28 protein-coding genes are annotated in these 22,265 nt (G+C 62.9%); 20 read left to right on the top strand and 8 right to left on the bottom strand.

All coding sequences use genetic code 11. The features are described from left to right. Positions 1 to 59: 59 nt before the first annotated feature. Positions 60 to 518: a hypothetical protein gene (locus N5D53_RS08730; protein WP_274145253.1), complete on the bottom strand. Its 459-nt coding sequence runs from the start codon at positions 516 to 518 to the stop codon at positions 60 to 62. Positions 519 to 748: 230 nt separating this feature from the next. Next, a complete protein-coding gene (locus tag N5D53_RS08725; protein WP_064490601.1) occupies positions 749 to 1,648 on the bottom strand; it encodes a LysR family transcriptional regulator in 900 nt (299 codons plus the stop codon). 93 nt (positions 1,649 to 1,741) lie between these two features. Between N5D53_RS08725 and N5D53_RS08720 the strand changes: the two genes are divergently transcribed. From N5D53_RS08720 to N5D53_RS08690, 7 genes are all read left to right on the top strand, one after another. Then, positions 1,742 to 2,689, top strand: a complete 948-nt coding sequence (locus N5D53_RS08720; protein ID WP_020190223.1) for a ketopantoate reductase family protein — start codon at positions 1,742 to 1,744, stop codon at positions 2,687 to 2,689. Then, positions 2,686 to 3,084 (top strand): glyoxalase/bleomycin resistance/dioxygenase family protein, encoded by a 399-nt coding sequence (locus N5D53_RS08715; RefSeq protein ID WP_010953899.1) that lies wholly within the window; start codon positions 2,686 to 2,688, stop codon positions 3,082 to 3,084. Before N5D53_RS08720 ends, N5D53_RS08715 begins: the two co-directional genes overlap by 4 nt. Then, a complete protein-coding gene (locus N5D53_RS08710) occupies positions 3,081 to 3,536 on the top strand; it encodes a MaoC family dehydratase (protein WP_060537967.1) in 456 nt (151 codons plus the stop codon). The genes N5D53_RS08715 and N5D53_RS08710 overlap by 4 nt, the downstream gene beginning before the upstream one ends. Next, positions 3,533 to 4,765 (top strand): CoA transferase, encoded by a 1,233-nt coding sequence (locus tag N5D53_RS08705; protein WP_064490600.1) that lies wholly within the window; start codon positions 3,533 to 3,535, stop codon positions 4,763 to 4,765. Before N5D53_RS08710 ends, N5D53_RS08705 begins: the two co-directional genes overlap by 4 nt. Next, positions 4,762 to 5,580 (top strand): shikimate dehydrogenase, encoded by an 819-nt coding sequence (aroE, locus tag N5D53_RS08700; RefSeq protein WP_064490599.1) that lies wholly within the window; start codon positions 4,762 to 4,764, stop codon positions 5,578 to 5,580. Before N5D53_RS08705 ends, aroE begins: the two co-directional genes overlap by 4 nt. A 4-nt stretch (positions 5,581 to 5,584) precedes the next feature. Next, complete coding sequence (gene aroQ, locus N5D53_RS08695; RefSeq protein ID WP_010953903.1) at positions 5,585 to 6,022, top strand: type II 3-dehydroquinate dehydratase; 438 nt, start codon at positions 5,585 to 5,587, stop codon at positions 6,020 to 6,022. Between the two features lie 241 nt (positions 6,023 to 6,263). Next, a complete protein-coding gene (locus N5D53_RS08690) occupies positions 6,264 to 6,521 on the top strand; it encodes a hypothetical protein (RefSeq protein ID WP_014591103.1) in 258 nt (85 codons plus the stop codon). 51 nt (positions 6,522 to 6,572) lie between these two features. Here N5D53_RS08690 and N5D53_RS08685 read toward each other — a convergent pair whose 3' ends face one another. The 3 genes from N5D53_RS08685 to N5D53_RS08675 form a co-directional block, all read right to left on the bottom strand. Continuing rightward, on the bottom strand, positions 6,573 to 7,265 hold the full coding sequence (locus tag N5D53_RS08685; protein WP_279840190.1) for an anti-sigma factor: 693 nt from the start codon (positions 7,263 to 7,265) through the stop codon (positions 6,573 to 6,575). Then, positions 7,262 to 7,810 carry a sigma-70 family RNA polymerase sigma factor gene (locus tag N5D53_RS08680; protein WP_064490597.1) on the bottom strand — a complete coding sequence of 183 codons (549 nt, stop codon included), beginning with the start codon at positions 7,808 to 7,810 and terminating at the stop codon, positions 7,262 to 7,264. Before N5D53_RS08680 ends, N5D53_RS08685 begins: the two co-directional genes overlap by 4 nt. 103 nt (positions 7,811 to 7,913) lie before the next feature. Then, entirely contained in the window at positions 7,914 to 8,441 is a 528-nt protein-coding gene (locus N5D53_RS08675) for a DUF3455 domain-containing protein (protein WP_064490596.1), read from the bottom strand. Between the two features lie 216 nt (positions 8,442 to 8,657). Here N5D53_RS08675 and N5D53_RS08670 point away from each other — a divergent pair, with 216 nt between their 5' ends. From N5D53_RS08670 to N5D53_RS08660, 3 genes are all read left to right on the top strand, one after another. Beyond that, on the top strand, positions 8,658 to 8,945 hold the full coding sequence (locus tag N5D53_RS08670; RefSeq protein ID WP_012052457.1) for a hypothetical protein: 288 nt from the start codon (positions 8,658 to 8,660) through the stop codon (positions 8,943 to 8,945). 403 nt (positions 8,946 to 9,348) lie between these two features. After that, on the top strand, positions 9,349 to 9,717 hold the full coding sequence (locus N5D53_RS08665; RefSeq protein ID WP_010953909.1) for a hypothetical protein: 369 nt from the start codon (positions 9,349 to 9,351) through the stop codon (positions 9,715 to 9,717). A 200-nt stretch (positions 9,718 to 9,917) separates the two neighbouring features. Continuing rightward, a complete protein-coding gene (locus tag N5D53_RS08660) occupies positions 9,918 to 10,226 on the top strand; it encodes a hypothetical protein (protein ID WP_064490595.1) in 309 nt (102 codons plus the stop codon). A gap of 225 nt (positions 10,227 to 10,451) precedes the next feature. Here N5D53_RS08660 and N5D53_RS08655 read toward each other — a convergent pair whose 3' ends face one another. Further along, positions 10,452 to 10,652, bottom strand: coding sequence for a hypothetical protein (locus tag N5D53_RS08655; RefSeq protein ID WP_020191126.1), 201 nt, complete (start codon positions 10,650 to 10,652; stop codon positions 10,452 to 10,454). 169 nt (positions 10,653 to 10,821) lie between these two features. Here N5D53_RS08655 and N5D53_RS08650 point away from each other — a divergent pair, with 169 nt between their 5' ends. Then, a complete protein-coding gene (locus N5D53_RS08650) occupies positions 10,822 to 11,181 on the top strand; it encodes a hypothetical protein (protein WP_064490594.1) in 360 nt (119 codons plus the stop codon). 42 nt (positions 11,182 to 11,223) lie between these two features. Here the strand turns inward: N5D53_RS08650 and N5D53_RS08645 are convergent, their stop codons facing one another. After that, on the bottom strand, positions 11,224 to 11,430 hold the full coding sequence (locus N5D53_RS08645) for a hypothetical protein (protein WP_020191128.1): 207 nt from the start codon (positions 11,428 to 11,430) through the stop codon (positions 11,224 to 11,226). 227 nt (positions 11,431 to 11,657) lie between these two features. Between N5D53_RS08645 and N5D53_RS08640 the strand changes: the two genes are divergently transcribed. The 6 genes from N5D53_RS08640 to N5D53_RS08615 all read left to right on the top strand — a co-directional run bounded on the left by N5D53_RS08640 (position 11,658) and on the right by N5D53_RS08615 (position 17,002). Further along, positions 11,658 to 12,638, top strand: coding sequence for a quinone oxidoreductase (locus N5D53_RS08640; RefSeq protein ID WP_019438486.1), 981 nt, complete (start codon positions 11,658 to 11,660; stop codon positions 12,636 to 12,638). Between the two features lie 13 nt (positions 12,639 to 12,651). Beyond that, on the top strand, positions 12,652 to 13,500 hold the full coding sequence (locus N5D53_RS08635; protein WP_012052451.1) for a TauD/TfdA family dioxygenase: 849 nt from the start codon (positions 12,652 to 12,654) through the stop codon (positions 13,498 to 13,500). Between the two features lie 54 nt (positions 13,501 to 13,554). Further along, positions 13,555 to 14,607, top strand: a complete 1,053-nt coding sequence (locus N5D53_RS08630; RefSeq protein ID WP_020191130.1) for a 3-keto-5-aminohexanoate cleavage protein — start codon at positions 13,555 to 13,557, stop codon at positions 14,605 to 14,607. Between the two features lie 127 nt (positions 14,608 to 14,734). Then, positions 14,735 to 16,015 (top strand): MFS transporter, encoded by a 1,281-nt coding sequence (locus N5D53_RS08625; protein WP_064490592.1) that lies wholly within the window; start codon positions 14,735 to 14,737, stop codon positions 16,013 to 16,015. A gap of 4 nt (positions 16,016 to 16,019) precedes the next feature. Then, positions 16,020 to 16,673: a DsbA family protein gene (locus N5D53_RS08620; protein WP_064490591.1), complete on the top strand. Its 654-nt coding sequence runs from the start codon at positions 16,020 to 16,022 to the stop codon at positions 16,671 to 16,673. Next, the gene (locus N5D53_RS08615; RefSeq protein WP_020191133.1) at positions 16,670 to 17,002 is read left to right on the top strand and encodes a Rieske 2Fe-2S domain-containing protein; all 333 of its coding nucleotides are present in this window, start codon (positions 16,670 to 16,672) and stop codon (positions 17,000 to 17,002) included. Before N5D53_RS08620 ends, N5D53_RS08615 begins: the two co-directional genes overlap by 4 nt. Here the strand turns inward: N5D53_RS08615 and N5D53_RS08610 are convergent. Then, positions 16,965 to 17,996: an AraC family transcriptional regulator gene (locus tag N5D53_RS08610; protein WP_064490590.1), complete on the bottom strand. Its 1,032-nt coding sequence runs from the start codon at positions 17,994 to 17,996 to the stop codon at positions 16,965 to 16,967. The two genes, N5D53_RS08615 and N5D53_RS08610, sit on opposite strands and share 38 nt — an antisense overlap. Before the next feature lie 246 nt (positions 17,997 to 18,242). Here N5D53_RS08610 and N5D53_RS08605 point away from each other — a divergent pair, with 246 nt between their 5' ends. The 3 genes from N5D53_RS08605 (at position 18,243) to N5D53_RS08595 (ending at position 22,248) form a co-directional block, all read left to right on the top strand. Then, a complete protein-coding gene (locus N5D53_RS08605) occupies positions 18,243 to 18,818 on the top strand; it encodes an alpha/beta hydrolase (RefSeq protein ID WP_064490589.1) in 576 nt (191 codons plus the stop codon). Positions 18,819 to 18,895: 77 nt separating this feature from the next. Beyond that, positions 18,896 to 20,851 carry a DUF1302 domain-containing protein gene (locus N5D53_RS08600; RefSeq protein WP_279840189.1) on the top strand — a complete coding sequence of 652 codons (1,956 nt, stop codon included), beginning with the start codon at positions 18,896 to 18,898 and terminating at the stop codon, positions 20,849 to 20,851. 38 nt (positions 20,852 to 20,889) lie between these two features. Beyond that, positions 20,890 to 22,248: a DUF1329 domain-containing protein gene (locus tag N5D53_RS08595; protein WP_104887566.1), complete on the top strand. Its 1,359-nt coding sequence runs from the start codon at positions 20,890 to 20,892 to the stop codon at positions 22,246 to 22,248. Positions 22,249 to 22,265: the final 17 nt, after the last annotated feature.

Below are 22,265 nucleotides of genomic sequence, written 5' to 3'. Positions count from 1 at the left end.
AATCGCCGGTGGTTGCGAAGACATAGGAGTTGAAAAGTCGGATTTTCAGCCCGCCAGAACTAAGGCACAAACTGCTTTGATGCGCTGGCAATGCGTTGGTACTTACGCTGCTGCCGTTTAATGCTGCGGATATCCAGAAAAAATATCTCTGCGCTACGCCAGAGCAGCATCCACGCGGTGACAGTAACAACGCCCACCGGGATGGTGCCTTCAATGCCCAGCGCTGTGCCTGCCAGCACCAAGGCTAGCGCCAAGCCCAAGAGTGTCAGCGCCACCAGCCGTTGGGTGCGAATATCCCCTCCGAGCTGTTCCCTCTTTTGCGCAAAGGTATTTTTGATCGCTTGCTGCAGGCGTTCTCGCTCGTCTTCCGGGCAACGGATGTGCAGGCACAGTTCGGGGTGGTACCAGGCGCTATCTGACAGATAGTCCGCCAGTTCGGGGCTTAACTTGGGGTTGTCTGGCGAGGCAAACGGATTGAGGTAACCGTCGGTGATCGTCAGCTCGATTATTCTAGTCATAACGAACCTTTACCTGGTTGAGCTTTGAACGGAGATTTCAGTGTCCGAGGTAAAGCTAGTCGCAAGACAACTGCTCTGCCCGATCGGCAGTTGCGCGCGCGGTTGCAGAAGCGGATTTATCCGGGATCCGTGACTGATCTATGTCCCTCCCGAAGATGGGCTTGCGGCCATGGCGGATGGCCTGAATCACATCAGCTATCCAAGTCGAAACGGGGTCATGCTTGGCTGGCTCACTGAAACAATCCGCGAACGACCTCCCTCAACCATCGATTTCCATTGTCCTGATGATAGCGGGCATGCCAATGCTGTTTGACCGTGAATCCCTCCACTTCGAACGGGCAGTCATGCACCTGTAGCCCATGCATATCGGCCAGTGTCTGCCCGATATGCCGCGGCAAGGTGCCCAGTAGGTCGGTAGTCCCGATTATCTTCCCCAACCCGAGAAACGCTGGCAGCTCGAGCATGATCCGCCGTTCGATCCCGGCCCGCGCCAATCCTGCTTCCAGCAGCTTCTGCCCGGTGCCGAAACTGATCTGCACATGCCCCTCGGCCCGATACCGCTCCAGGCTCATGCCATCGCCCAGGCGCGGATGCTGCGGGTTGCTCAGGCACACCCAGTCCTGCTCGAACAGCACCTGCTGATACATCCCCCCGCCCAGCCAGGGCACGAAGCCGATGGCCAGGTCCGCTTCGCCCGATTCCAGCGCGCTCTCGGTATTGCCGTCGATCCGCGCCGCCTCCAGGCGGATGCCCGGCGCATGGCTGCGCAGATGGTTGAGGATGCTGGGCAGCAAGGTGATGTGGCTGGCATCGCTGACACACAGGCGAAAACGCCGCTGCGCTGTGGCGGCGATGAACTGCGGCTCCCAGGCGGTCAGCCGGCGCAGCGATTCCAGCACCTCGCGGCACGGCCCTATCAGCTGATCGGCGCGCGGGGTAGGGGCCATGCCGCCCGGCGTGCGCACGAACAGCGGGTCGTTCAACTGCTCGCGCAGGCGCGCCAGCCAGATGCTGATGGTCGGCTGGCTCTGCCCCAGCTGTTCGGCGGCACGGGTCACGTTGCGGCATTGGTACAGCACGTCGAACAGCTGCAGCAGCTTGGGTTCGGGCAGGGCCTCCAGGGCAGTCATTATTGAAATTCTCAATAGCCGTATTGAGGCCATTGTATAGCGCAAATAAACCCCGCTGCATAAGGTGATCGCAAATCACAGGAGGTCTGCGACGTGAAAATCTGCATTCTGGGCGCCGGTGCACTGGGTTGCGCCATCGGCGCGGCCCTGAGCGAGGCAGGGCATGAAACCTGGCTGCTGAACCGTGGCCGCGCGCATGTCGAGGCGATGAACCAGCATGGGCTGCGGGTGCAGGACGAACGGGGCGAGCGCTATATACCGGTCAACGCGGCCATCGAAGCCGAAGACGTTGGCGTGACCGATTTGGTGGTGGTGCTGGTGAAGTCGTTTCACACTGCCGAGGCCATCGCCGGTGCCCTCGCGCTGATAGGCCCACAGACGCTGGTGCTGTCGCTGCAGAACGGGCTCGGCCACGAGGACATCCTGGCCGAAGTGGTGGGTCGCGAGCGGGTGCTGGCTGGCAAGACCTATGTCGGCGGCGTGCTCCTCGCACCGGGCTCGATCCGCGCCGGTGTGGCCGGCAAACAGACTTTCATCGGCGAGCTCGACGGCCAGCTGACGCCCCGCGTGCAGGCCATCGCCGAAGCGTTCAACAATGCCGGGCTGGCCACCACGGTCAGCGACAACATCCTCGGCACCATGTGGGACAAGCTGCTGGTCAACGTCGCCACCGGTGCGTTGAGCGGCATCACCAGGCTCAGCTACGGCCAGCTGTACAGCGAGCCGCTGCTGGAAAGCACCGCCAAGGCCGCCGTGGCCGAGGCCATCGCCGTGGCCGAGCGCGCCGGCATCCGCTTGAGCCTGACCAGCCCCGAGGCTGCCTGGTCACTGGCCGCCGAAGGCCTGCCGGCGAGCTTCCGCACCTCGATGCTGCAGAGCCTGGAAAAAAACTCGATCACCGAAATCGACTTCATCAACGGCTCCGTCGTGCGCTGGGGCCAGCGCCATGGCGTGGCCACGCCGGTCAACGCGACCCTGGTGGCCTGCATCAAGGGTATCGAGCGCGCCATGGCCGATCACCAGAAGGGAGAAACCCCATGAGCCAGCCAAAAGCCTACCTCGAACACGTGGCGTTCTGGGTGCAGGACATTCAGTGGCATATCCGCTTTTTCAGCGAGGTGTGCGGCATGACCATGCGTGAAGTGCAGGGTGACGTCGAGCAACCGGCGCAGTACTGGACACTCGGCGGCCTGCAGTTCATTCACCAGCCGGACTTCGCTGGCCCGGAAGGGCGCCTGGCGCACCTGGGCATCATGTGCGAAGACCTGGAAGCGGCGCTGGCCGCCGCCCAACGCTTTGGCGTCAGTGAGATGCCCCAGGGCCGCAACTGGCTGCGCCTGCCTGATGGCCTGGCGGTGGAGTTCATCCAGGCGCTGCCGGCCAAATGCGTAGCCCAGGCACTGGCCATCGACCCGCGCGCGGAGGTGCAGGCATGAGCGTGATTGAAAAGTACTGGGACGATGCCCGCGAAGGCGATGAGTGCATCAGCCCGACCTACACCGTGACCCGCGAACGCATCCTGGCCTACGCCGACCTCACCGGCGACCACACCCCGGTGCATGTCGATGAGGCCTACGCCAACGCCAGCCACTTTGGCTGCCTGGTCGCCCACGGCCTGTTCGGGCTGTCGATCGCCGATGGCCTGAAGACCCAGTGCGAGTACCGCTTCGTGCCGGGTATGTCGCTGGGCTGGACCTGGGACTTCGTGCTGCCGATCAAGGTCAACGACGTGCTCCACGTACGTATGCGGGTGGGGGCGATGCGTCCGAGCAACAGCCGACCTGGCTGGGGCATCGTGGTGCTGCCTTCGGAGCTGATCAACCAGCACGGTGAAGTCGTGCAACGTGGCGAGCACCGGTTGATGGTGCCGCGGAGGGCAGCAGCATGAACCAGGCATTGCCATTGGCGGGTATCCGCGTCATTGACTACAGCCACTTCCTCGCCGGCCCCTATGTCGGCCGTTGCCTGGCGGCGCTCGGCGCAGAGGTGATCAAGGTCGAGCGGCCGGGTAGCGGCGACGCTGGCCGCCAGCATGCGTTCACCCTGGACGACCAGCAGAGCGGCTATTTCCTGCAGCTGAACATGGGCAAGCAGGGCGTCAGCGTCAACATGAAGGACCCGCGCGGCAAGGCGTTCATGCAGCGCCTGACCGATTCGGCCGACGTGTTCATCGAGAACTACCGCCCCGGCGCCCTGGACAAGCTGGGCCTGGGCTACGCCGAGCTGTCGGCGCGCAACCCGCGCCTGGTGTACTGCTCGATTTCCGCCTACGGCCATACCGGGCCGGACGCCCACCGCGCCGGCTTCGGCCTGATCGCCGAGGCCAAGAGCGGGATCATGCAGATGGTTGGCGTGCCGGGCGAGGCACCGCCGCTGCTGCGTATTTCCCTGGGCGACATGTACACCGGCATCCACGCGGTGGCGGCGATCAATGCCGCGCTGCTCGGTCGGGTGAGCAGTGGCCGTGGCCAGCACATCGACATGGCGCTGTACGACACTCTGGTGTCGATGCACGAATACGCGGTGCAGTGTTACACGCTGTCCGGTGGCACTGTGTTGCCCCAGCAGACCGGCCACGACATGCCCACCTCGACCCTGTACGGCGTGTTCCGCGCCACCGACGGCGACCTGGTGATCGCCGCCCAGGTCGATGATGCCTGGCAGCGCTTCGCGGTCATGCTCGAAGCCAACGGCGGCCCGCCCGGGTTCGGCAGCGACCGCCGCTACCACAGCCTCAACGGCCGCAACGCCCACCGCGAGGCGATCCTGGCGGTGGTCCGCGACTGGGTCGGCGCGCGTCGGGTGGCCGAGATCCTCGCGTTGCTCGATGCCATCGACATCCCCAGTGCCAAGGTCCAACGCATCGACGAAGTGCTGGCCGACCCGCAGATCCAGGCACGCAACATGGTCATCGAGCAGCAGCACCCACGCTACGGCACGCTGCGCCTGGCCAACCTGCCGTTCCGCTTTTCCGACTGCGATACCACGATTCACCAAGTAGCCCCGGACCTTGGCCAGCATAACGCCGAAGTGGCCGCCGGGCTTGGCTTCAGCCCTGAAGAAATCACTGCCTTGCAGGCGGATGGCGTGTTGTTTACCCACGGAGATGCACGATGAGCGACCGCTACGCAGTGATCGGCCGACCGATCAACCACACCAAGTCCCCGCTGATTCATGGCCTGTTCGCCCAGGCCAGCAACCAGCAGCTGGAATACGGAGCTATCGAAGGCTCGCTGGACGACTTCGAAGCCCAGGTACTGCAGTTTCGTAGCGAAGGCGGGAAGGGCATGAACATCACCGCCCCGTTCAAGCTGCGTGCCTTCGAGCTGGCCGACCGGCGCAGTGAGCGGGCGCAATTGGCACGGGCGGCCAATGCGCTGAAGTTCGAGGATGGCCGCATCGTCGCCGAGAACTTCGATGGCATCGGTTTGCTGCGGGACATCGAGGAGAACCTTGGCGAGCCGCTGCGCAACCGCCGTGTGCTGCTGCTGGGCGCTGGCGGCGCGGTGCGCGGGGCATTGCTGCCGTTCCTGCAGGCGGGGCCTCGCGAGCTGGTGATCGCCAACCGGGACATGGCCAAGGCGCTGGCGCTGCGTAACGAGCTCGATCACCCGCGTCTGCGCATCAGCCGCTACGAAGCGCTGGAAGGGCAATCGTTCGACATCGTGGTCAACGCCACCTCGGCGAGCCTGACCGCGGACTTGCCGCCACTGCCGGCTGATGTGCTGGGTGAGGCGGCCCTGGCCTACGAGCTGGCCTATGGCAAAGGCCTCACGCCTTTCCTGCGCCTGGCTCGCGAGCAGGGCCAGGCGCGCCTGGCCGATGGCGTCGGCATGCTGGTGGAGCAGGCCGCCGAGGCGTTCGCCTGGTGGCGCGGGGTGCGGCCCGACACACGTGCGGTGATCGATCAGCTGACGATTCCCCTGGAGTAGGTCGATGGTCGCCAATGTACTGATGCTGCATGGCATCAACCACAACATGTTCGGCAAGCGCGACCCGCGCCAGTACGGCACAGCGACCCTGGCCGACATCGACCAGGCGTTGCAGGCCCTGGGCGAGGAGCTGGGGGCGCAGGTCGAGAGCTTCCAGAGCAACTTCGAGGGCGCCATGTGCGAGCGCATCCATCAGGCCTATGAGGACCGGGTGGATGCCGTGCTGATCAATGCCGGTGCCTGGACCCATTACAGCTACGGCATTCGTGATGCGTTGGCCATTATCGAAGTGCCGGTGGTTGAAGTGCACATGTCCAACATTCATGCCAGGGAGCCATTCCGCCATCACTCGGTATTTGCCGAGGTGGTGCGCGGGCAGATCTGCGGGTTTGGTGTCGAAACCTACCTGCTGGCGCTGCGCGCGGCGATGAGCATGGTCTGAGCAGGGCGCAGGGGGCGGATCTCCGAGCGCGTCTACCCGCGAAGCAGGTGGCGCGGGGCATGCGGCGACGGCGCCTGAAGTGACCGTAGGTGTGGCGGGTGTCGTGCTGCCTACCCATCCAGCATGGATGGAAAGCCAGTAGCGACTTCCGTGACTGCATAGTACGGTCCGCCTTCAACAAGCCACCCGGTTCGTTGCCTCCAACCCCACGGACCGGGGCTCTCATGACCTGGGAGGTCGAATGGACGTCGCTACAACGATCAGTCAACAAGAACTGGATAACGCCTTGGTCGCGTTTGCACGCTACAAAATCGGAGAAATCAAGATCTTCGACCTGGAGCAGGCAATGAGCTTCGAAGCAGGCCAAGCCTTGTCCCAAAGCGGGCTGGTCCGGTTCTCAATTACCAAAATGGTGTCAGGACGTTATCGCATCAGCGATGAAGGAGAGAACGCCATCACAGAGGCTGGGCGGGATCGCCTTGAGGTGATCCGCGCCTGACCATAGGTCCAGCTTGCGAAGGCCGCAGTCGCGTTCTGCGGCCCTGTCGTGTCATATCACTTTCACCGCGCGACCAATGAACTTCACCGGCCCTGTCGGCAGCCCGGTCGGCGAGCCACCGGCTTTCTCCAGCGTCAGCTCGAACAGTTGATTGGCCTCCAGGGGTGGCAAACTTTCCAGCGGAACTCGATAGGGTTCGCCCGGTTTGACCAGGCCAAGCGAAACCGGAGCACGCCATTGCTCGGCCTTGGTCCAGAACTGCAGGGCCATGCCGTCGGGGACCTTGTCCTTACCCAGCGGCAGCAGTTCGATCATGTGGCTGTCGCTGGCCTGCACCACCCAGCCGGGGGCCTGGCTGTTCGGCGCCACCAGCACCACCAGGTATTCCGTGGTTGAGGGGGGCGTGGTCAGCAAGGTAAACGCCAGCAGCAGGCTTGCCGCCAGCCCTGCGGCGCTGAGCCCTTGCCACAGGCCGAGGCGTTGCCACCAGCGAGCCTGCGTGCGCGGTGCGGGTAGCTCATCGAGGCTGCGCTGGATGCGGCGCCACAGGCGGGGGCTAGGGGGCTGCGGGGTAGACAGCGCGGTCAGCTCCAGCAGCCGGGCCTCCCAGGCATCCACGGCGGCGCGAAGCTCGGGGTCGGTACGCAGGCGTTCGGCCGTTGCGGCATATTGCTCCGGCGACAAGGTCCCCAGCACGTATTCCCCGGCGAGGCTGTCCAGTTCTTCGGCAGAATCGGGCTTCATTCCAGACACTCCCGTAGCGCTTTGAGGCTGCGTTTGATCCAGGCCTTGACAGTGCCCAGTGGCGCACCCAATAAACCGGCTATCTCGGCGTGGCTGCAGCCGTCCACGTAGGCGTGCAGGATGCAGCGTTGCGGTGCGGGCTGCAGTTGTTCAAGGCAGCGGTAAATCTTTGCTGAGCCGGACCAGAGGTCAAGGTCATCAACCCTCCCGCGCAATGTTGACGCAGTTTCGGTGTCGGCATCGGTCAGTACAGTTTCACGGCGGGTATCGCGTATCGAGTTCAGCGCCAGGTGGCGGGTAATGCTGTAGATCCAGCCTCGAGCCGAGCCGCGCGCCGGGTCGTAGCTGGCTGCGCGGGTCCAGATGCGGATGATCGCATCGTGGACGATGTCTTCTGCGGTGGCGTCATCACGTGCGATACGCCGGGCAACGCCCAGCAGGCGCGCGCCTTCGTGATCGTAGAGCGCCTGCAGGGCCCGCCGGTCACCCTGTGCACAGGCTAACAGGCAGCGGTGGAAGTCGAAGGGGGCGGCCGGCGAGTTCAACGTGTGTGGCTTCCTTGTGAAAGGCAAGTACCCCGGCCATCCAGCCGGGGGGCTTGCCATCGAGCGTAGATCATCACTCGCAGGGCGTAGGGTCAGGTGCGTGTCACTTGGCTGTCCAGAACACATAGTCAGCCTGGTACTGGACGACCTGCCTGGCACCTTTGTTCTGCGCCGTGCAGTCGACTGACGGCGCCACACCGCCGCGGGTAGCCAGGCGCTGGATATAGCTGACCCCCTGCATGGCGCCTTTGCCTTCGGCCGGGTTGGCCTTGACCAGTTGATAGGGGATGGCGCCTTTGTCCGCCGGTGCCACTGCCAGCTGGGTGCCGGTGACCTTCGAGCCATCCTTGGCCTGCCAGGTAGCGGGTGGGCCAAAGTAGTCGCCCACCTGTTTACCGGTACGGTCATTGAGCACTGCCTTGGGGCCGACGAAAGTCCATTCGGTCTGACCGGGGGTGTTGGCCTTGTCGCGGCACTCGTAGGTGATCTCGCCGACGCCGACGGTTTCGAGCAGGACGCGATGGCCATCAGGGACTTTGACTGCGTCTGGCAGCGCGGTCTGGGCGAGGGCGGGCGGCAGCGCAAGGGCGAGGCTGCAGGCAAGCAGGCAGGCGGAGTATTTGAAGTTCATTTGCAGTGCTCCTGAAAGTCATTGGGCCGGGCAGTCAAAGGCCGCCCACTAGCAATACCCGCCAACGGGTGTACTGGATGCACGGGATGAAAAAAAATGCGTAGCGAGATGACCCTGCATGTGCTTGCCTACCATCTCGAACGAGCGATGAGCCTCTTCGTCATCGCAGGACTGCTTTAACGCGCGCACCCCGACAACCCCACGAGGACACTGCAAATGAAGCGTTTGTTACTAGGCCTGTTGCTTGCCGCATCGGGCGCTGCCCACGCCGGTATTCCGCTGTTGAACGCAACATGCCCCGGCAATATCGAGGTCCATGCCGATAAAGGTGGGCCTGTTTACATCAACGGCAAGGAAGCCACGCTGAAGAAATTCAATGACAACTATTTCGAGGCCAAAGGTGGCGGGGTAACGGTATCGTTGTCGATCAACCCGGACGGCTCGCCTGACGTCTCGTATACCGGTAAGAACAAAGCCAATGGCGTATGCCAGATCAAGGACTGACTGCGCGATTGCGCGGTTGGGCTGGCGCAGTGTCAGCGGGCTGCATCAGGGCGCTGGAACGGGAATTGCTGTGACCCCTGAGACATTGATCATGCGGAGTACGCAGAAATGACTCAGGATGACCGCTATTACATGATTTTCAGCGTGGTTGCTGTGCTGGTACTGGATCTGGCGGCGACATATGTGTTTCTCAATGCCATCCCCTGACCCCGGTTATGGGGCAGGCCTTACTCGTAATCGGGGGCAAGGCAGGGCGTGAGGGAAACGCCCCGAACCCTATATAGCAAACAAACCTGATGCCCTGTTGTCGTTGAGCAGTAACATGGGCAGGACAAAAACCAAAAAAGGGCAGGCTGCTTGGCAACATTTCCCAGTTTTCGATGGGGCTGCAGGAGCGTGTCGCGTGAAAAACTCAAGATCGCTGGCAGGTGCAATACTGGTAATCGGGGCAGCCTCGCTGTTCGTCGCAGGCTGCGCACAAAACCCTGATGTGCGTGACAGCCACGATTATACCGCTGGCACTACCGTGAAAAGCCCACCCGCTTATCTGGGCTGCGTCAAAGGCGAGCTACAAGGTAATGTGAAAACCTATGAAGTCGAGGGTGATAACGCGGTCAGGCTTTTCGTCGAAAGCACTGACCCCGACAAGGCAGAGGGTCTTGTAGAGTTGCGGGGCACGGGAAGCGAGCGCCACTTCACGGCCTATCAACGTGATGCCTGGTACGACCATGGCAGGTTGCTGGATGCTGCACTGATGTGTTCAAAAGCGTAATCATCCAACCCCCACACCAATAGCCCGCCGTCGAGAGCGGGCTTTTTGTCTGCCCATCGCCTGCCCGGCAACGTTCAAGAATGGCGGGTGGAGCCGGTATGGCCTGAGCAGCGTTGCTTTGCATTTGCCGGCCCCGCCCGTAATAATCGTTGTATTTGGATGGAGAGTCGCAGGTGGAAGCAAGAAGCGTAGTTGCCGAAATGTTCATTGGGATTCCGACGCATTTCTGGGTTTTGCCTGTTGCCGGCCTGGTTGCCTACTACGGGCTGAAGTGGTCCGCCAGATCCAGTAAACGTGCCACCCTGCTACAAGCCTCGACTTACCTGTTATTGCTGGTACTGGCCGTTCTGCCCAACGGCTTTTATGCACTGTTTCCTCCCGCGCCCGAGCCGGATGTGCTGTTGAATCAATCACCGTTGCCCAACTATGCAGGGCGTTTCTACCTGGATGCGTTCTATGTCTTCAGTGGCTGGGCGCTGAGCAAAGTGGTCAAGTTGAAGTTCAGCTGAGTCTCAGCTCGCATTCCTGATGCACTGACTGGATCAGTATTTGCTTACCCCTTTTTAAACCGGTGCATCTGGGGGATACGGCAATGCTCTCTGAAGATCTGTACATCATGTTCGTGATTGTCGGCAGTGTGTTGGCCCTGGATATAGCAGCCATCGTGTTGTACAGAGGAGCCAAGCCTTGAGCCCGCGTTTGGTTCGCAATGGGGCCGGAGCATCATGAGGACTTCAGCTTTTCTGCTGTACCTGCAGCACCGAACCCTTGTCGTCAGTTGCCAGCAATCCGCCGGCGTCGGTGTCGTCTGATTGTCGCTCGGCAAGTGGTACGTCCGGCGAGCGAAAGATGCTACGGCCTTGTTCACCGGTTTTAAGGGTGACGAGTTTGCCATTCTGATAGAAGAACTGAGTGTGGTTGGCGTTGGTTTGCATGGTCTGAAGCCCCTGCCGAGTCGTGGTGTGATGTGCCGTGGGCAGTTTCACTGTTGCAGCGGGACCTTGCTACTGGCAGAAATATCAGGTGCGCTGCACGAATCCCGCTTGGGCGACGTCCTGCAGCAAGACTTTGGTTGATTAGTAACGCGGCGTCACCCCCGTTAAAATGCAGCCTATCCATAACGGCCGATTGCAAATGCCTGACTTTCGTATTTTTATCGCTACTGTGTTGGTTGCCAGCCTCGCCGGTTGCGCAACCCCCGGCAAACCCACTGCCAGCCAACTGACCAAAAAATCGCCGCAGCAGTACGTCGCCTGTGTCCTGCCAAAATGGCAGGCGCTGGCGCCACAGGCCACGCAGAAGTCGATAGCCCACGGCTACCGGCTGACGGCGCCAAGCGCCGTGGCAAGCGACGATGTGCTTGACGTGGTCGACGCTCGCGAGGGCAGCCGTGCGACCTTCTACAAGGGCAGCTTTCTGTCTGGCGACAAGTTACGCCAGGCTGCCAGGCAATGCCTGGATTGAATCAGTGACCCGAGCGGGTTGTGCCGCCCCGATCGCCTGCAGTTACCCCAACTCATCCCGCTTGTTCAAATGCTCGCACTTCACCTGCGCCTCCATCCGGCTCGGATAGCTCGGCTTGAGCCGCTCCTTTGCCTGATTGTCATAAATGTCGAACCCTCCACACACGGTCGCGGCGTAGTAGCGGCTGCCAACGCGGAACGATTCCTTTTCGATCGGCACAGCGGGAACGATAACGAATCTTGGTTGCATTTTTCGTGCCTCCCCAGGCAGAGATTTAAGTATTAGTCTCGCAAGAGGTAACCATCAAGCAGCCTCATGAATAAAGGCGCTGGTCCGAACGCCGGTGGGTCGACACGTGCTGTCATCAAATGAAAACCCGCTGTCGTCCGATGCGAAGCACCCCGCAAGCCAAGGGCATACAGTCCAATCACCAGCACTGACGCCTGACGTCCAGATCGATGATTGGAGAGACAAGCATGTCCAAAGTGGTACGTTTCCATCAGACCGGTGGCCCCGAGGTTTTGCGCTACGAGGACGCCGAGGTTGGCGAGCCCGGCCCTGGGCAGGTACGTTTGCGCCAGGTGGCGGTGGGCCTGAACTATGCTGACACCTACTTTCGCAACGGCACTTACCCGATCACGCTGCCCAATGGCATCGGCGTGGAAGCTGCCGGGGTGGTGGAGGCGGTGGGCGAAGGCGTGACCCAGGTGGTGGTCGGTGACCGGGTCACCTATACCGGTTTCCTCAATACCCTGGGTGCCTATTGCACCGAGCGCCTGATCCCCGCAGCGGCGCTGATCAAGCTGCCGGAAACCATTGCCTTCGAGACTGCTGCCGCCATGACCATGCGTGGCCTGACCTCGGCCTACCTGTTACGCCGGCTGTATGACTTCAAACCCGGTGACAGCGTGCTGCTGCATGCGGCTGCTGGCGGGGTGGGCCTGATTGTCGCGCAGTGGGCGCGGCTGCTTGGGCTGAACGTGATCGGCACGGTCTCCACCGAGGCCAAGGCCGAGGTGGCCCGCGCCCATGGCTGCAACCACATCATCAACTACAGCGTCGAAGACGTCGCCAGCCGCGTACGCGAACTGACCGACGGAGTAGGGGTGAACGTCGTGTTCGACAGTGTCGGCAAGACCACCTTCACCGGCTCGCTCGATTCGCTCAAGCGTCGTGGGCTGATGGTTTGCGTCGGCACGGCGTCGGGCAGCATCCCGCCGTTCGACCCGCAGTTGCTGGCCATCAAGGGCTCGTTGCAGCTTACCCGCCCGGCACTGGCCGACTTCATCGCCGATCCGGCAGAAAAGGCTGACCTGGCCGGCGAATTGTTCGACCACGTCAGCAGCGGGCGCATTCGTATCGAAATCAATCAGCACTACGCCCTGCAGGACGCGGTACAGGCCCACCGTGACCTGGAAGCCCGCAAAACCACGGGCTCGTCGATCTTCGTCATCTGAAGAGGGCAACAGCATGCACATCGAACAACTGACCTGCGCGATCGGTGCCGAGGTGAGTGGCGTCAACCTGGCCGATGCGATTCACGACGACGAACTGTTCGCCCAGTTGCGTCAGCAGTTGCTCCAGCACCGTGTGCTGTTCCTGCGCGACCAGCACTTCAGCCGTGCCGAGCATGTGGCCTTCGCCCGCCGCTTCGGCGAGCTGGAGGACCACCCGGTGGCCGGGAGCGACCCGGAGCACCCGGGGCTGGTGCAGATCTACAAGCGCCCGGACCAGCCCAACGACCGCTATGAAAATGCCTGGCACACCGATGCCACCTGGCGTGAGGCGCCGCCCATGGGGTGTGTGCTGCGCTGTGTGGAATGCCCTCCGGTAGGCGGCGATACCCTGTGGGCAAACATGGTACTGGCCTATGAAAACCTGCCAAACGATGTAAAGGCCAGAATCGAAGACCTACGCGCTCGCCACAGCATCGAGGCCAGCTTCGGCGCTGCAATGCCGCTGGACAAACGGCTGGCACTCAAGGCGCAGTTCCCCGACGCCGAGCACCCGGTCGTACGCACCCACCCGGAAACGGGCGAGCAGGTGCTGTTCGTCAACGCCTTCACCACCCACTTCAGCAACTACCACACCCCGCAGCGGGTGCGTTTCGGCCAGGATGCGAACCCCGGTGCCGGCGACCTGCTGCGTTACCTGATCAGCCAGGCCTACCTGCCCGAATACCAGGTGCGCTGGCGCTGGAAGCCCAACAGCGTGGCGATCTGGGACAACCGCAGCACCCAGCATTACGCGGTCATGGACTACCCGCCATGCCATCGCAAGATGGAGCGTGCCGGGATCAAGGGCAGCCGCACGTTCTAAGCCTGCCGCCGTCACTGGCGGTAACCGCACAATAACAATAGCGAGGACTACAGCATGCAATTCTTCGACGATTCGTTGCACCCGGAAAACATGGAAAAGGTGGTCATCACCGTCGCCCCTTATGGCCCGGAGTGGATGCCCGAAGACTTCCCTGAAGACATTCCGCTGACCATGGACGAGCAGGTGCAGAAGGCCGTCGACTGCTACGAGGCAGGCGCCACCGTGCTGCACTTGCATGTGCGTGAGCTGGACGGCAAAGGCTCCAAGCGCCTGTCCAAGTTCAACGAGCTGATCGCCGGGGTACGTGAAGCTGTGCCGGACATGATCATTCAAGTTGGTGGTTCGATTTCCTTCGCCCCGGAAGGTGAAGGCGAGGCGGCCAAATGGCTGTCGGATGACACCCGGCACATGCTTGCCGAGCTGACGCCACGCCCCGACCAGGTGACCGTGGCCATCAACACCACGCAGATGAATATCATGGAGTTGCTGTACCCCGAGTACCTTGAAGGCACCTCGCTGGCCAGCCCCGCAATCCATGCCGCCTACAGCGAAATGACCGTGCCGGCCGGCCCGGCCTGGGTCCGCGAGCACTTGCGCCGCCTGCAGGCCAGCCATATCCAGCCGCATTTCCAGCTGACCGGCATGCATGCCCTGGAAACCCTCGAACGCATCGTGCGCCGGGGTGACTACATGGGGCCGCTGAACCTGACCTGGATCGGTATTGGCGGCGGTTTCGACGGCCCCAACCCGTTCAACTTCTTCAACTTCATCCACCGCGCGCCGGACGGCTGCACCCTGACTGCCGAATCGTTGCTCAAGAACGTGCTGCCGTTCAACACCATGGCGCTGGCCATGGGCCTGCACCCGCGCTGCGGCAATGAAGACACCATCATCGACCAGCACGGCAAACGCTTCACCTCGGTGCAGCAGGTCCAGCAGACCGTGCGCGTGGCCCATGAGTTGGGTCGCGAGATTGCCAGCGGCAAGGAGGCCCGCGCCATTTACCGCATCGGGCAACAGTACGACAGTGTCGAGCAAACGCTGAAAGCCAATGGCATGGCGCCGAACCGCCAGGCGGGTGAGAAGGGCGTGCCGCAGCGCACTTGATGCGGTTATGGCAGGCCCGGCCTCTTCGCGTGCGTCGCCGCGAAGAGGCCACAAAACGCAACGTGAGTTCTGGCGGTTACCCATAACAACAAAAACGACACCCACGCTTCACACCCAAGGAGGCAACATGGCCACCTATCTCGTCAGCGCCGAAGACTCCGGCACCGACACTGCCAACAGCATCCCCCGGCGCTATGCCTGGGTCGTCTTCGCCTTGACCTTCGGCCTGTTGATCTCCGACTACATGTCGCGCCAGGTGCTCAATGCGGTGTTTCCGCTGCTCAAGGGCGAATGGGCATTGAGCGACAGCCAGTTGGGCTTGCTCAGCGGCATCGTCGCGCTGATGGTCGGGCTGCTGACCTTCCCGTTGTCGCTGCTGGCCGACCGTTTCGGCAGGGTACGCAGCCTGGTGCTGATGGCCGTGCTGTGGAGCCTGGCCACGCTCGGCTGTGGCCTGGCGGAAAACTATTCGCAAATGTTCATTGCACGCTTCCTAGTCGGGGTCGGCGAGGCCGCCTATGGCAGTGTCGGCATTGCCGTGGTGGTCGCGGTATTCCCCCGCGACATGCGCTCGACGCTGGCCGGGGCGTTCATGGCGGGCGGCATGTTCGGCTCGGTGCTGGGCATGGCCTTGGGCGGGGTGTTGGCCCAGCACCTGGGCTGGCGCTGGGCATTCGCCGGCATGGCATTGTTCGGCCTGGTGCTGGCGATGCTCTACCCAGTCATCGTCAAAGAGGGGCGCATTGCCCCCAAGTGCGCGCAGCAGGCGCTGGACAAGGCCAGCCACCCGCTGCGCACCCTGTACAGCAGCCGTTCGGTCATCGCCGCCTATGTCGGCAGTGGCCTGCAGTTGTTTGTCGGCGGCACCCTGATCGTGTGGATGCCCAGCTACCTGAACCGCTATTACGCCATGGGCACCGACCGCGCGGGGGCGATCGCCGCCGTCATCGTGCTGTGCAGTGGTATCGGCATGATTCTCTGCGCCATGCTCTGCGATCGCCTTGGGCGGCAACGCCCGGACCGCAAGATCAGCCTGGCCATCGGCTATTGCCTGGGCAGTTGCGCGCTGCTGAGCATAGCCTTTGCGTTGCCTGCCGGTACCGCGCAACTGGTGCTGATCTGCCTGGGCATGATGATAGCCGCCGGCACCAATGGCCCGTCCAGTGCCATGGTCGCCAACCTTACCCACGCTGCTGTGCATGGCACGGCATTCGCCACCCTGACCTTGGCCAACAACCTGCTGGGCCTGGCCACCGGGCCGCTGATCACCGGTCGGGTGTCTGACCTGATCGGGCTTCAGGCGGCGCTGCAGTTGGTGCCACTGACAAGCATTGCAGCGGCGGCTGTGTTCTTGGTTGCCAAACGTCACTACCACCGCGACATGGATCGTCTGCGCGCCAGGAGTTGAAACTGTGAAACAGCAATTGTCCATCGAGGTGCTCTTCGATTTCGTCTGCCCCTGGTGCCTGATTGGCCAGCGGCACTTGCAGGCTGCGTTGTTGCTGTTGCAGCGTGAGCAGCCACACGTGCAAGTGCAGGTTCACAGGCAGGGCGTGCAGTTGCTGCCGGGGCTGCCAGCCAATGGGGTACCCCTCAAACAGTTCTACCTTCAACGCCTGGGCAGCGAGCAGGCAGTGCGCGAGCGCCAGGCTCAGGTGCGCGCCGCTGCCCGCGTGGTGGGGGAGGATATCGACTTCTCGCGCATCTGCCGCATGCCAAACACCGGCAACGCCCACCGGTTGATGCAGCGGGCCGGCAGTCTGCTTGGCGCGTCGCAACAGCAAGCGTTGCTGGAGCGGCTGTTCATTGCCTATTTCCACCAAGGCCGCGACCTCGGCGATAGCCGCACGTTGCTCGGCATCGCCGAGAGTTGCGGGCTAAAGGCCGCGCAGGTAATCGATTGTCTGCGTGATGATGGCAGCCCGTTCCTCGACGGTGCAGGGCGTGCAGGCAGTGCCGTGCCACGTTATCGCTTCAACCTGGGCCCTCTGATTGCCGGGGTGCGGCCAGCCGAGGCGCTGTTTGCCGCGATGACCGACGCCTTGTCAGAGAGGGTGCAGGCATGAGCCTGCGTATCGCCCTGAACCCCAGCCAGCTGCCGGAGCGCAATGGCCGGGTGCTGCTGGCCTGCGAGGGCCGCAGCGTAGCGTTGTTCAATGTCGCCGGTGCGCTCTATGCCATCGACGATAGCTGCCCGCACCAAGGGGCGTCGCTGTGTGGCGGGCGCCTGGAAGGGCGGGTGATCCAGTGCTGTGCCCACGGCCTGCGTTTCGACCTGGCCAGCGGCTACCTGGTCAATTCCAAGGCGTTGAAAGTTGCCAGCTACCCGGTGCAGCAGGAGGGTGATGCGGTGTTCATCACCCTCGATGGTGACGGGCCTGGGGAGCAGGGCTGACACTGCGTGCCCGCCAGCTGGCCGGCGGCATGCCGTACTGGGCGATGAACCAGCGGGTGAACGAACTGGGCATCGAGTAACCGAGCATATCGGCAATGCGACCCAGCGAATAGCTGGGGTTCTCCAGGTAGCGCATCACCAGGTCACGTCGCACGCTGTTGATCAGGTCCTTGAAGGTCAAGCCGCTGTCTTCCAGCCGCCGCTGCAGGGTGCGTACGTTCATGCCCTGGGTTTGCGCCACTTGCTCGAGGGTGGCCCGACCCATGGGTAGCAGCAGGTAGATGGTCTTGCGCAGCTCCAGCTCCAGCGATGGCTCGCTGCCTGCCGGCAGCGTGTCCAGGTAGCGCCGGGCCAGGCGGGCCATGGCTTCGTTGGCCAGCGGGCTGGCACTGTCGAGGTCGGCGGCAGGGCAGACGATGCCGTTGAACTCGCTGCCAAACACCAGCGTGCAGCCGAAAATGCGCCGGTGAATGGCGGGGTCGGCAGGGGCCGCATGGGTGAAATTGGCGCTGATCGGGTGCCAGTGCGTGCCGAGCAGCGCCGCGCACAAGCGCATCATCACGCCGATAGCCAGCTCGGTGGCCTGGCGGCTACAGGGCGCGCGCTCGCTGATCACCTCTTCGCGAATGACCACGGTCTTGCCAGCTTCTTCGATATGAATGGCCAGCGCGTCATTGAGCAGGTGGCGGTACTGCACGATCACCTGCAGCGCATCGCGCAGGTTGCGTTGGTGGCTGAGCAGCAGGCTGATTTCGCCGAAGTCCGACAACTGGCGCAGTTCGGCCATGCGCAAGCCGAAGCTCTCGCAGTGGCTGGCGCTGGCGGAAGCTTCCAGCAGGTTGATCACGCTGGCCACCGGGATACGCCGGTTGGGGTCGTCGAGCAACGCCGCGCTGAGGCCCACCTGCGCCAGCAGTGTGTGGGGATTGAGGCCCAGGTGGCGGGACACTTCCAGGTAGTTGGTCAAGCTGGCGGCGCGGACGAGGGCAGGCATTTTTATTGTTATCCCTATTGTTCAGGCAACCTGGCGCTTTCAGGCAGCAGCACAAGGCTGTTGCGACAAAAAGCACTCGGCTTGCAGGTGCACGGGTTTTATAGCCTGCGTGTCATCAATTGAAAAGCAAAGCCCTGTTCGGGCCATTGTCATCAAATGAAAAGTACCTGACGCCCAATGTGAAGCACCCGGGGGGAGGGCTGTTTACTGTGAACCTCAACAGCTACACCGCACACGAGGTTCACCGTGGAAAAACTGCAAACCACTGCCACCGTGTTGATCGTCCCTGGCCTGCGCGACCACGTCGCCGATCATTGGCAGACGCTGCTTGCCAGCCGCCTGGCGAAGGTGCGCAGCGTACCGCCGCTGAAGGTTGACGGCCTTTGCTGCAACGCCCGGGTCGAGGCGATCCAGCGCGAACTGGAGCAGATCGACGGCCAGGTGCTGCTGGTGGCACACAGTGCCGGCGTTCTGATGGTCGCCCACTGGGCCGCGCGTTACCGGTGGCCGATCAAGGGGGCGTTGCTGGCTGCCCCGCCAGACCTCGACGCCCAGTGGCCGGCGCACTACCCAACCCCGGCCAGCCTGGCCGCCCAGGGCTGGTCGCCGTTGCCAACCACGGCGCTGCCGTTCCCGAGCATTGTCGCGGCCAGTAGCAATGACCACCTGGCCAGCTACGCCGCCGTTAGCGAACTTGCCCGCCATTGGGGCAGTGAGCTGGTCAACCTGGGCGCCGTCGGCCATCTCAACCCGGCTTCCGGTTTCGGCCCCTGGCCGTTGGCCGAGGCCCTGATCCGCCGTCTGGACGCCGAAACCCTGTAGTAACGCATGGACGCCCCAGCCACGCCCGCAACAGACGGGCGGCGTAAAAAACAATAACAATACGTGGAGCCATCGTAATGCCAGAACACCGCATTCACCATGCCGTGAAGCCACAGCGCTGCCTGCTCGCCTGCGCCGTCGCCCTGCTCACGCTGCCCGCCGCCCAGGCCGTCGAAGTCGAGACCGGCAATGAAGACTGGGCCGTGCGCTTCGACAATACCGTCAAATACAATTATGGCGTGCGCACAGAAAGCGCCGACAAGCGCATGCTGGGCACGCCCAACAGCAACGACGGTGACTACAACTTCCGCAAGGCCGGCACCAACATCACAAACCGGGTCGACCTGCTGACCGAGCTGGATGTGGTGTATCAGGGCAACACCGGTTTTCGCGTCAGCACTGCCAGCTGGTACGACAAGGCCTACGACAACACCGGCTCCAACAGCAACCCGTTCGTCAATGGCAACGGTGATCAGTCGGGCATCAGCCCCAGCCTCAATGGCCTGCCGGGTACTGGCACACCCCTGGGCAGCCCGCACCTGAGCAACTACGCCCAGCGATACTACAACGGCCCATCGGGCGAAGTGCTGGATGCGTTCGTATTCATGAGCCGTGACGTCGGCGAAGCGTCGCAGGTCAGTGCCAAGCTGGGCCAGCACAACCTGTTCTGGGGGGAAACCCTGCTCAACCCCGTGCATTCGCTGAGCTATGGCCAGTCCGGCCTGGACCTGGCCAAGCTGGCGGCCTCGCCAGGCACCGAGGCCAAGGAGCTGTTCGTCCCCCGCAACCAGTTGTCGACCTCGTTCCTGGTCAACTCCGAACTCACCCTGGGGGCGCAGTACTTCTTCGACTGGGATGCTGCCCGCTTGCCCGAAGCGGGTACCTACTATGGCGGCGCCGATGTGGTAGGCGAGGGCGCGCAGAGCTTCCTGCTCGGCCACACCGGCACCCCGGGCTTGATCCCGGTGCGCGGAGCGCTGACCACCATCCGCCGCGGTCATGACCTGACGCCCGGCAAGAGCGGCGACTGGGGCATCATGGCCAGGTGGTCGCCGCAATGGCTGGGCGGCACCCTCGGTTTCTACTACCGCAAGACGTCCGAGATTCTGCCCCAGGCCTGGCTTGATGCGCGCGGCATGACCGTGGCCACTGGCCCTTTCGGCAACCCGCCGGGCAGCCGCCAAGGGGCGGTTGGTAACCTGTACAACTCGCTGCAAAGCACCACTTACCAGTTCGCCTACGCCGACAACATCGACATCTATGGCCTGAGCCTGTCCAAGGATGTGGCCGGCATCAGCGTCGGCAGCGACCTCAACATCCGCCACAACATGCCGTTGGCGAGTATCCCGGCAATCGTCAGTGCCCCCGGCCAAGGTGGCCTGGGTGGTGGCTTCGGTTTACTGCCGTCGCGCCTGCCCAGCAGCGGGGTGGTCTACGACGTACCCAAGGATGGTGACAGCCTGAGCGCCACTGGCGACACCCTGCATTTCACCGTCAACGGCCTGATGACGATGGGTGACACGCCGCTGTTCGACTCGGCAACCCTGCTGGGTGAGCTGTTCTACAGCAACCTGCTCAAGCTCGATGGCCACAACGAGGCTTTGTACAAAGGCAAGGGCAGCTACCGCGGCATCGACAAGGCGACCCGCGACAACTGGGGTATCGCCGTCAACTTCACCCCCACCTGGTACCAGGTGTTGCCGGGCATGGACCTGAGCATGCCGTTGTCGGTCAACGTCGGCCTGGACGGTGTCTCCCCGGTGCAAGGCGGCGGCGCCGAAAACACCGGCAATTACGCGGTGGGCTTGAGCGCTGCGATCTACAACCAGTACTTCGTCGACCTCAAGTACGTCGACAGCTTCGGTGAGACCAAGGCCTGCAAGGACGGCCAGACCGACGGCAGCACCCCCAATGCCCTGGACGGCGAACAGGATTACACCTGCTACGGCGGCGGCTACGCCTCCTTCTCCGGTGGTGGCGCCACCACCGAAGACCGTGGCGCGCTGTACCTGACCGTCAAGACGACCTTCTGAGTCCTGTTTCCTACCGCCTACACAGGAAGACAATCATCATGATCTTCGTACGTACCCTGCTGGCCTCGTGCCTGTCGCTGGCCGCGCTCAACGCCGCCCAGGCTGCCGTTTCTCCTGACCAGGCTGCACACCTGGGCAACAACCTGACCACCCTCGGCGCCGAAAAGGCCGGCAATGCCGACGGCTCCATCCCGGCCTACCAAGGCGGCCTGCTTACCCCGCCGGCCAGCTATCAGAGCGGCGCCAGCATGCGCCCCGACCCGTTTGCCAACGAGAAGCCATTGCTGGTCATCGATGGCAAGAATGCCGATCAGTACAAGGGGCAACTGACCGCCACTACCCTCGAACTGCTCAAGCGCTACCCCAGCTACCACGTTGACGTGTACCCGACTCACCGCAGCGTCGCGCTGCCGCAGGCGGTGCTGGACAACACCCGCAAGAACGCCACCGGCGCCAGAAGCCAGGAGGGCGGCAGCGCAGTGGACAACGTGCTGCCGGGCATTCCGTTCCCCATTCCGCAGAACGGCGCCGAGGCCATGTGGAACTTCCTGCTGCGCTACCAGGGCGTGAGCATGACCGCCAAGTACGACTCCTGGAACGTCGATGCTGCCGGCAAACCGTCATTGTCGACCACCGGCCAGGCGCACATCAGTTACCCGATCTATGAGGACATGACCAAGCCGATCGGCGCCAAGGACACCTACTACCAGATGAAACTGGTGTACACCGGGCCCGCACGCCGTGCCGGTGAAGCAATGATGCTGCGCGACGCTGCCAACCCGTTGGTGCAACCGCGCAGCGCCTGGCAGTACCTGCCGGGCCAGCGCCGGGTCAAGCTGGCGCCTAACCTGGCCTACGACACGCCCAACCCGGGCACCTCCGGCTCTGGCACTTACGATGACGTGTTCGTCTTCAACGGCGCGCTGGACCGCTACGACTGGACCCTGGTCGGCAAGCAGGAAATGTATGTGCCTTACAACACCTACCGGCTGACCTACAACACCGACGTCAAGCAGTTGATCACCCCCAATCACCTGGCGCCGCAGTTTGTACGCTGGGAAAAACACCGCGTGTGGGTGGTGGAAGGCAAGCTCAAGGACGGCGCGCGTCACATCTACCACAAGCGCCGCTTCTACCTTGATGAGGACAGCTGGATCGCGCTGGCCTCGGACCAGTACGACGCCCGTGGCCAGCTGTACCGGGGTTCGTTCGCCTTCCTCACCCAGAGCTATGACAAGCAGACCCCGGACGCCACGCCGTTCATGATCTACGACCTCATCGGCGGCACCTACAACCTCAATGGCGTGGTCGGTGCCTACGGCGGCATCCGTTACATCGACCCGTTGTCGAAAACCCAATGGTCGCCCGATTCGCTGGCCGGCAACGGCATTCGCTAAACGCACGGAGCAGAGGT

This window comes from Pseudomonas sp. GD03862, assembly GCF_029840855.1.
GTDB classification, from domain to species: Bacteria; Pseudomonadota; Gammaproteobacteria; order Pseudomonadales; family Pseudomonadaceae; genus Aquipseudomonas; species Aquipseudomonas alloputida.
The sequence above is the reverse complement of the archived record's forward strand: the minus strand, read 5'-3'. Positions and strand labels throughout refer to the sequence as shown.

Bases quoted from the DNA above. Each gene is read 5' to 3' on its own strand.
- N5D53_RS08645 (WP_020191128.1), bottom strand. From the start codon at position 11,430: ATGCAACCAAGATTCGTTATCGTTCCCGCTGTGCCGATCGAAAAGGAA.
- N5D53_RS08625 (WP_064490592.1), top strand. From the start codon at position 14,735: ATGGCCACCTATCTCGTCAGCGCCGAAGACTCCGGCACCGACACTGCC.
- N5D53_RS08630 (WP_020191130.1), top strand. From the start codon at position 13,555: ATGCAATTCTTCGACGATTCGTTGCACCCGGAAAACATGGAAAAGGTG.
- N5D53_RS08615 (WP_020191133.1), top strand. From the start codon at position 16,670: ATGAGCCTGCGTATCGCCCTGAACCCCAGCCAGCTGCCGGAGCGCAAT.
- N5D53_RS08655 (WP_020191126.1), bottom strand. From the start codon at position 10,652: ATGCAAACCAACGCCAACCACACTCAGTTCTTCTATCAGAATGGCAAA.
- N5D53_RS08595 (WP_104887566.1), top strand. From the start codon at position 20,890: ATGATCTTCGTACGTACCCTGCTGGCCTCGTGCCTGTCGCTGGCCGCG.
- N5D53_RS08715 (WP_010953899.1), top strand. From the start codon at position 2,686: ATGAGCCAGCCAAAAGCCTACCTCGAACACGTGGCGTTCTGGGTGCAG.
- N5D53_RS08610 (WP_064490590.1), bottom strand. From the start codon at position 17,996: ATGCCTGCCCTCGTCCGCGCCGCCAGCTTGACCAACTACCTGGAAGTG.
- N5D53_RS08640 (WP_019438486.1), top strand. From the start codon at position 11,658: ATGTCCAAAGTGGTACGTTTCCATCAGACCGGTGGCCCCGAGGTTTTG.
- N5D53_RS08710 (WP_060537967.1), top strand. From the start codon at position 3,081: ATGAGCGTGATTGAAAAGTACTGGGACGATGCCCGCGAAGGCGATGAG.
- N5D53_RS08635 (WP_012052451.1), top strand. From the start codon at position 12,652: ATGCACATCGAACAACTGACCTGCGCGATCGGTGCCGAGGTGAGTGGC.
- aroE (WP_064490599.1), top strand. From the start codon at position 4,762: ATGAGCGACCGCTACGCAGTGATCGGCCGACCGATCAACCACACCAAG.
- N5D53_RS08725 (WP_064490601.1), bottom strand. From the start codon at position 1,648: ATGACTGCCCTGGAGGCCCTGCCCGAACCCAAGCTGCTGCAGCTGTTC.
- N5D53_RS08660 (WP_064490595.1), top strand. From the start codon at position 9,918: ATGTTCATTGGGATTCCGACGCATTTCTGGGTTTTGCCTGTTGCCGGC.
- N5D53_RS08690 (WP_014591103.1), top strand. From the start codon at position 6,264: ATGGACGTCGCTACAACGATCAGTCAACAAGAACTGGATAACGCCTTG.
- N5D53_RS08650 (WP_064490594.1), top strand. From the start codon at position 10,822: ATGCAGCCTATCCATAACGGCCGATTGCAAATGCCTGACTTTCGTATT.
- N5D53_RS08705 (WP_064490600.1), top strand. From the start codon at position 3,533: ATGAACCAGGCATTGCCATTGGCGGGTATCCGCGTCATTGACTACAGC.
- N5D53_RS08670 (WP_012052457.1), top strand. From the start codon at position 8,658: ATGAAGCGTTTGTTACTAGGCCTGTTGCTTGCCGCATCGGGCGCTGCC.
- N5D53_RS08675 (WP_064490596.1), bottom strand. From the start codon at position 8,441: ATGAACTTCAAATACTCCGCCTGCCTGCTTGCCTGCAGCCTCGCCCTT.
- N5D53_RS08685 (WP_279840190.1), bottom strand. From the start codon at position 7,265: ATGAAGCCCGATTCTGCCGAAGAACTGGACAGCCTCGCCGGGGAATAC.
- N5D53_RS08600 (WP_279840189.1), top strand. From the start codon at position 18,896: ATGCCAGAACACCGCATTCACCATGCCGTGAAGCCACAGCGCTGCCTG.
- N5D53_RS08730 (WP_274145253.1), bottom strand. From the start codon at position 518: ATGACTAGAATAATCGAGCTGACGATCACCGACGGTTACCTCAATCCG.
- aroQ (WP_010953903.1), top strand. From the start codon at position 5,585: ATGGTCGCCAATGTACTGATGCTGCATGGCATCAACCACAACATGTTC.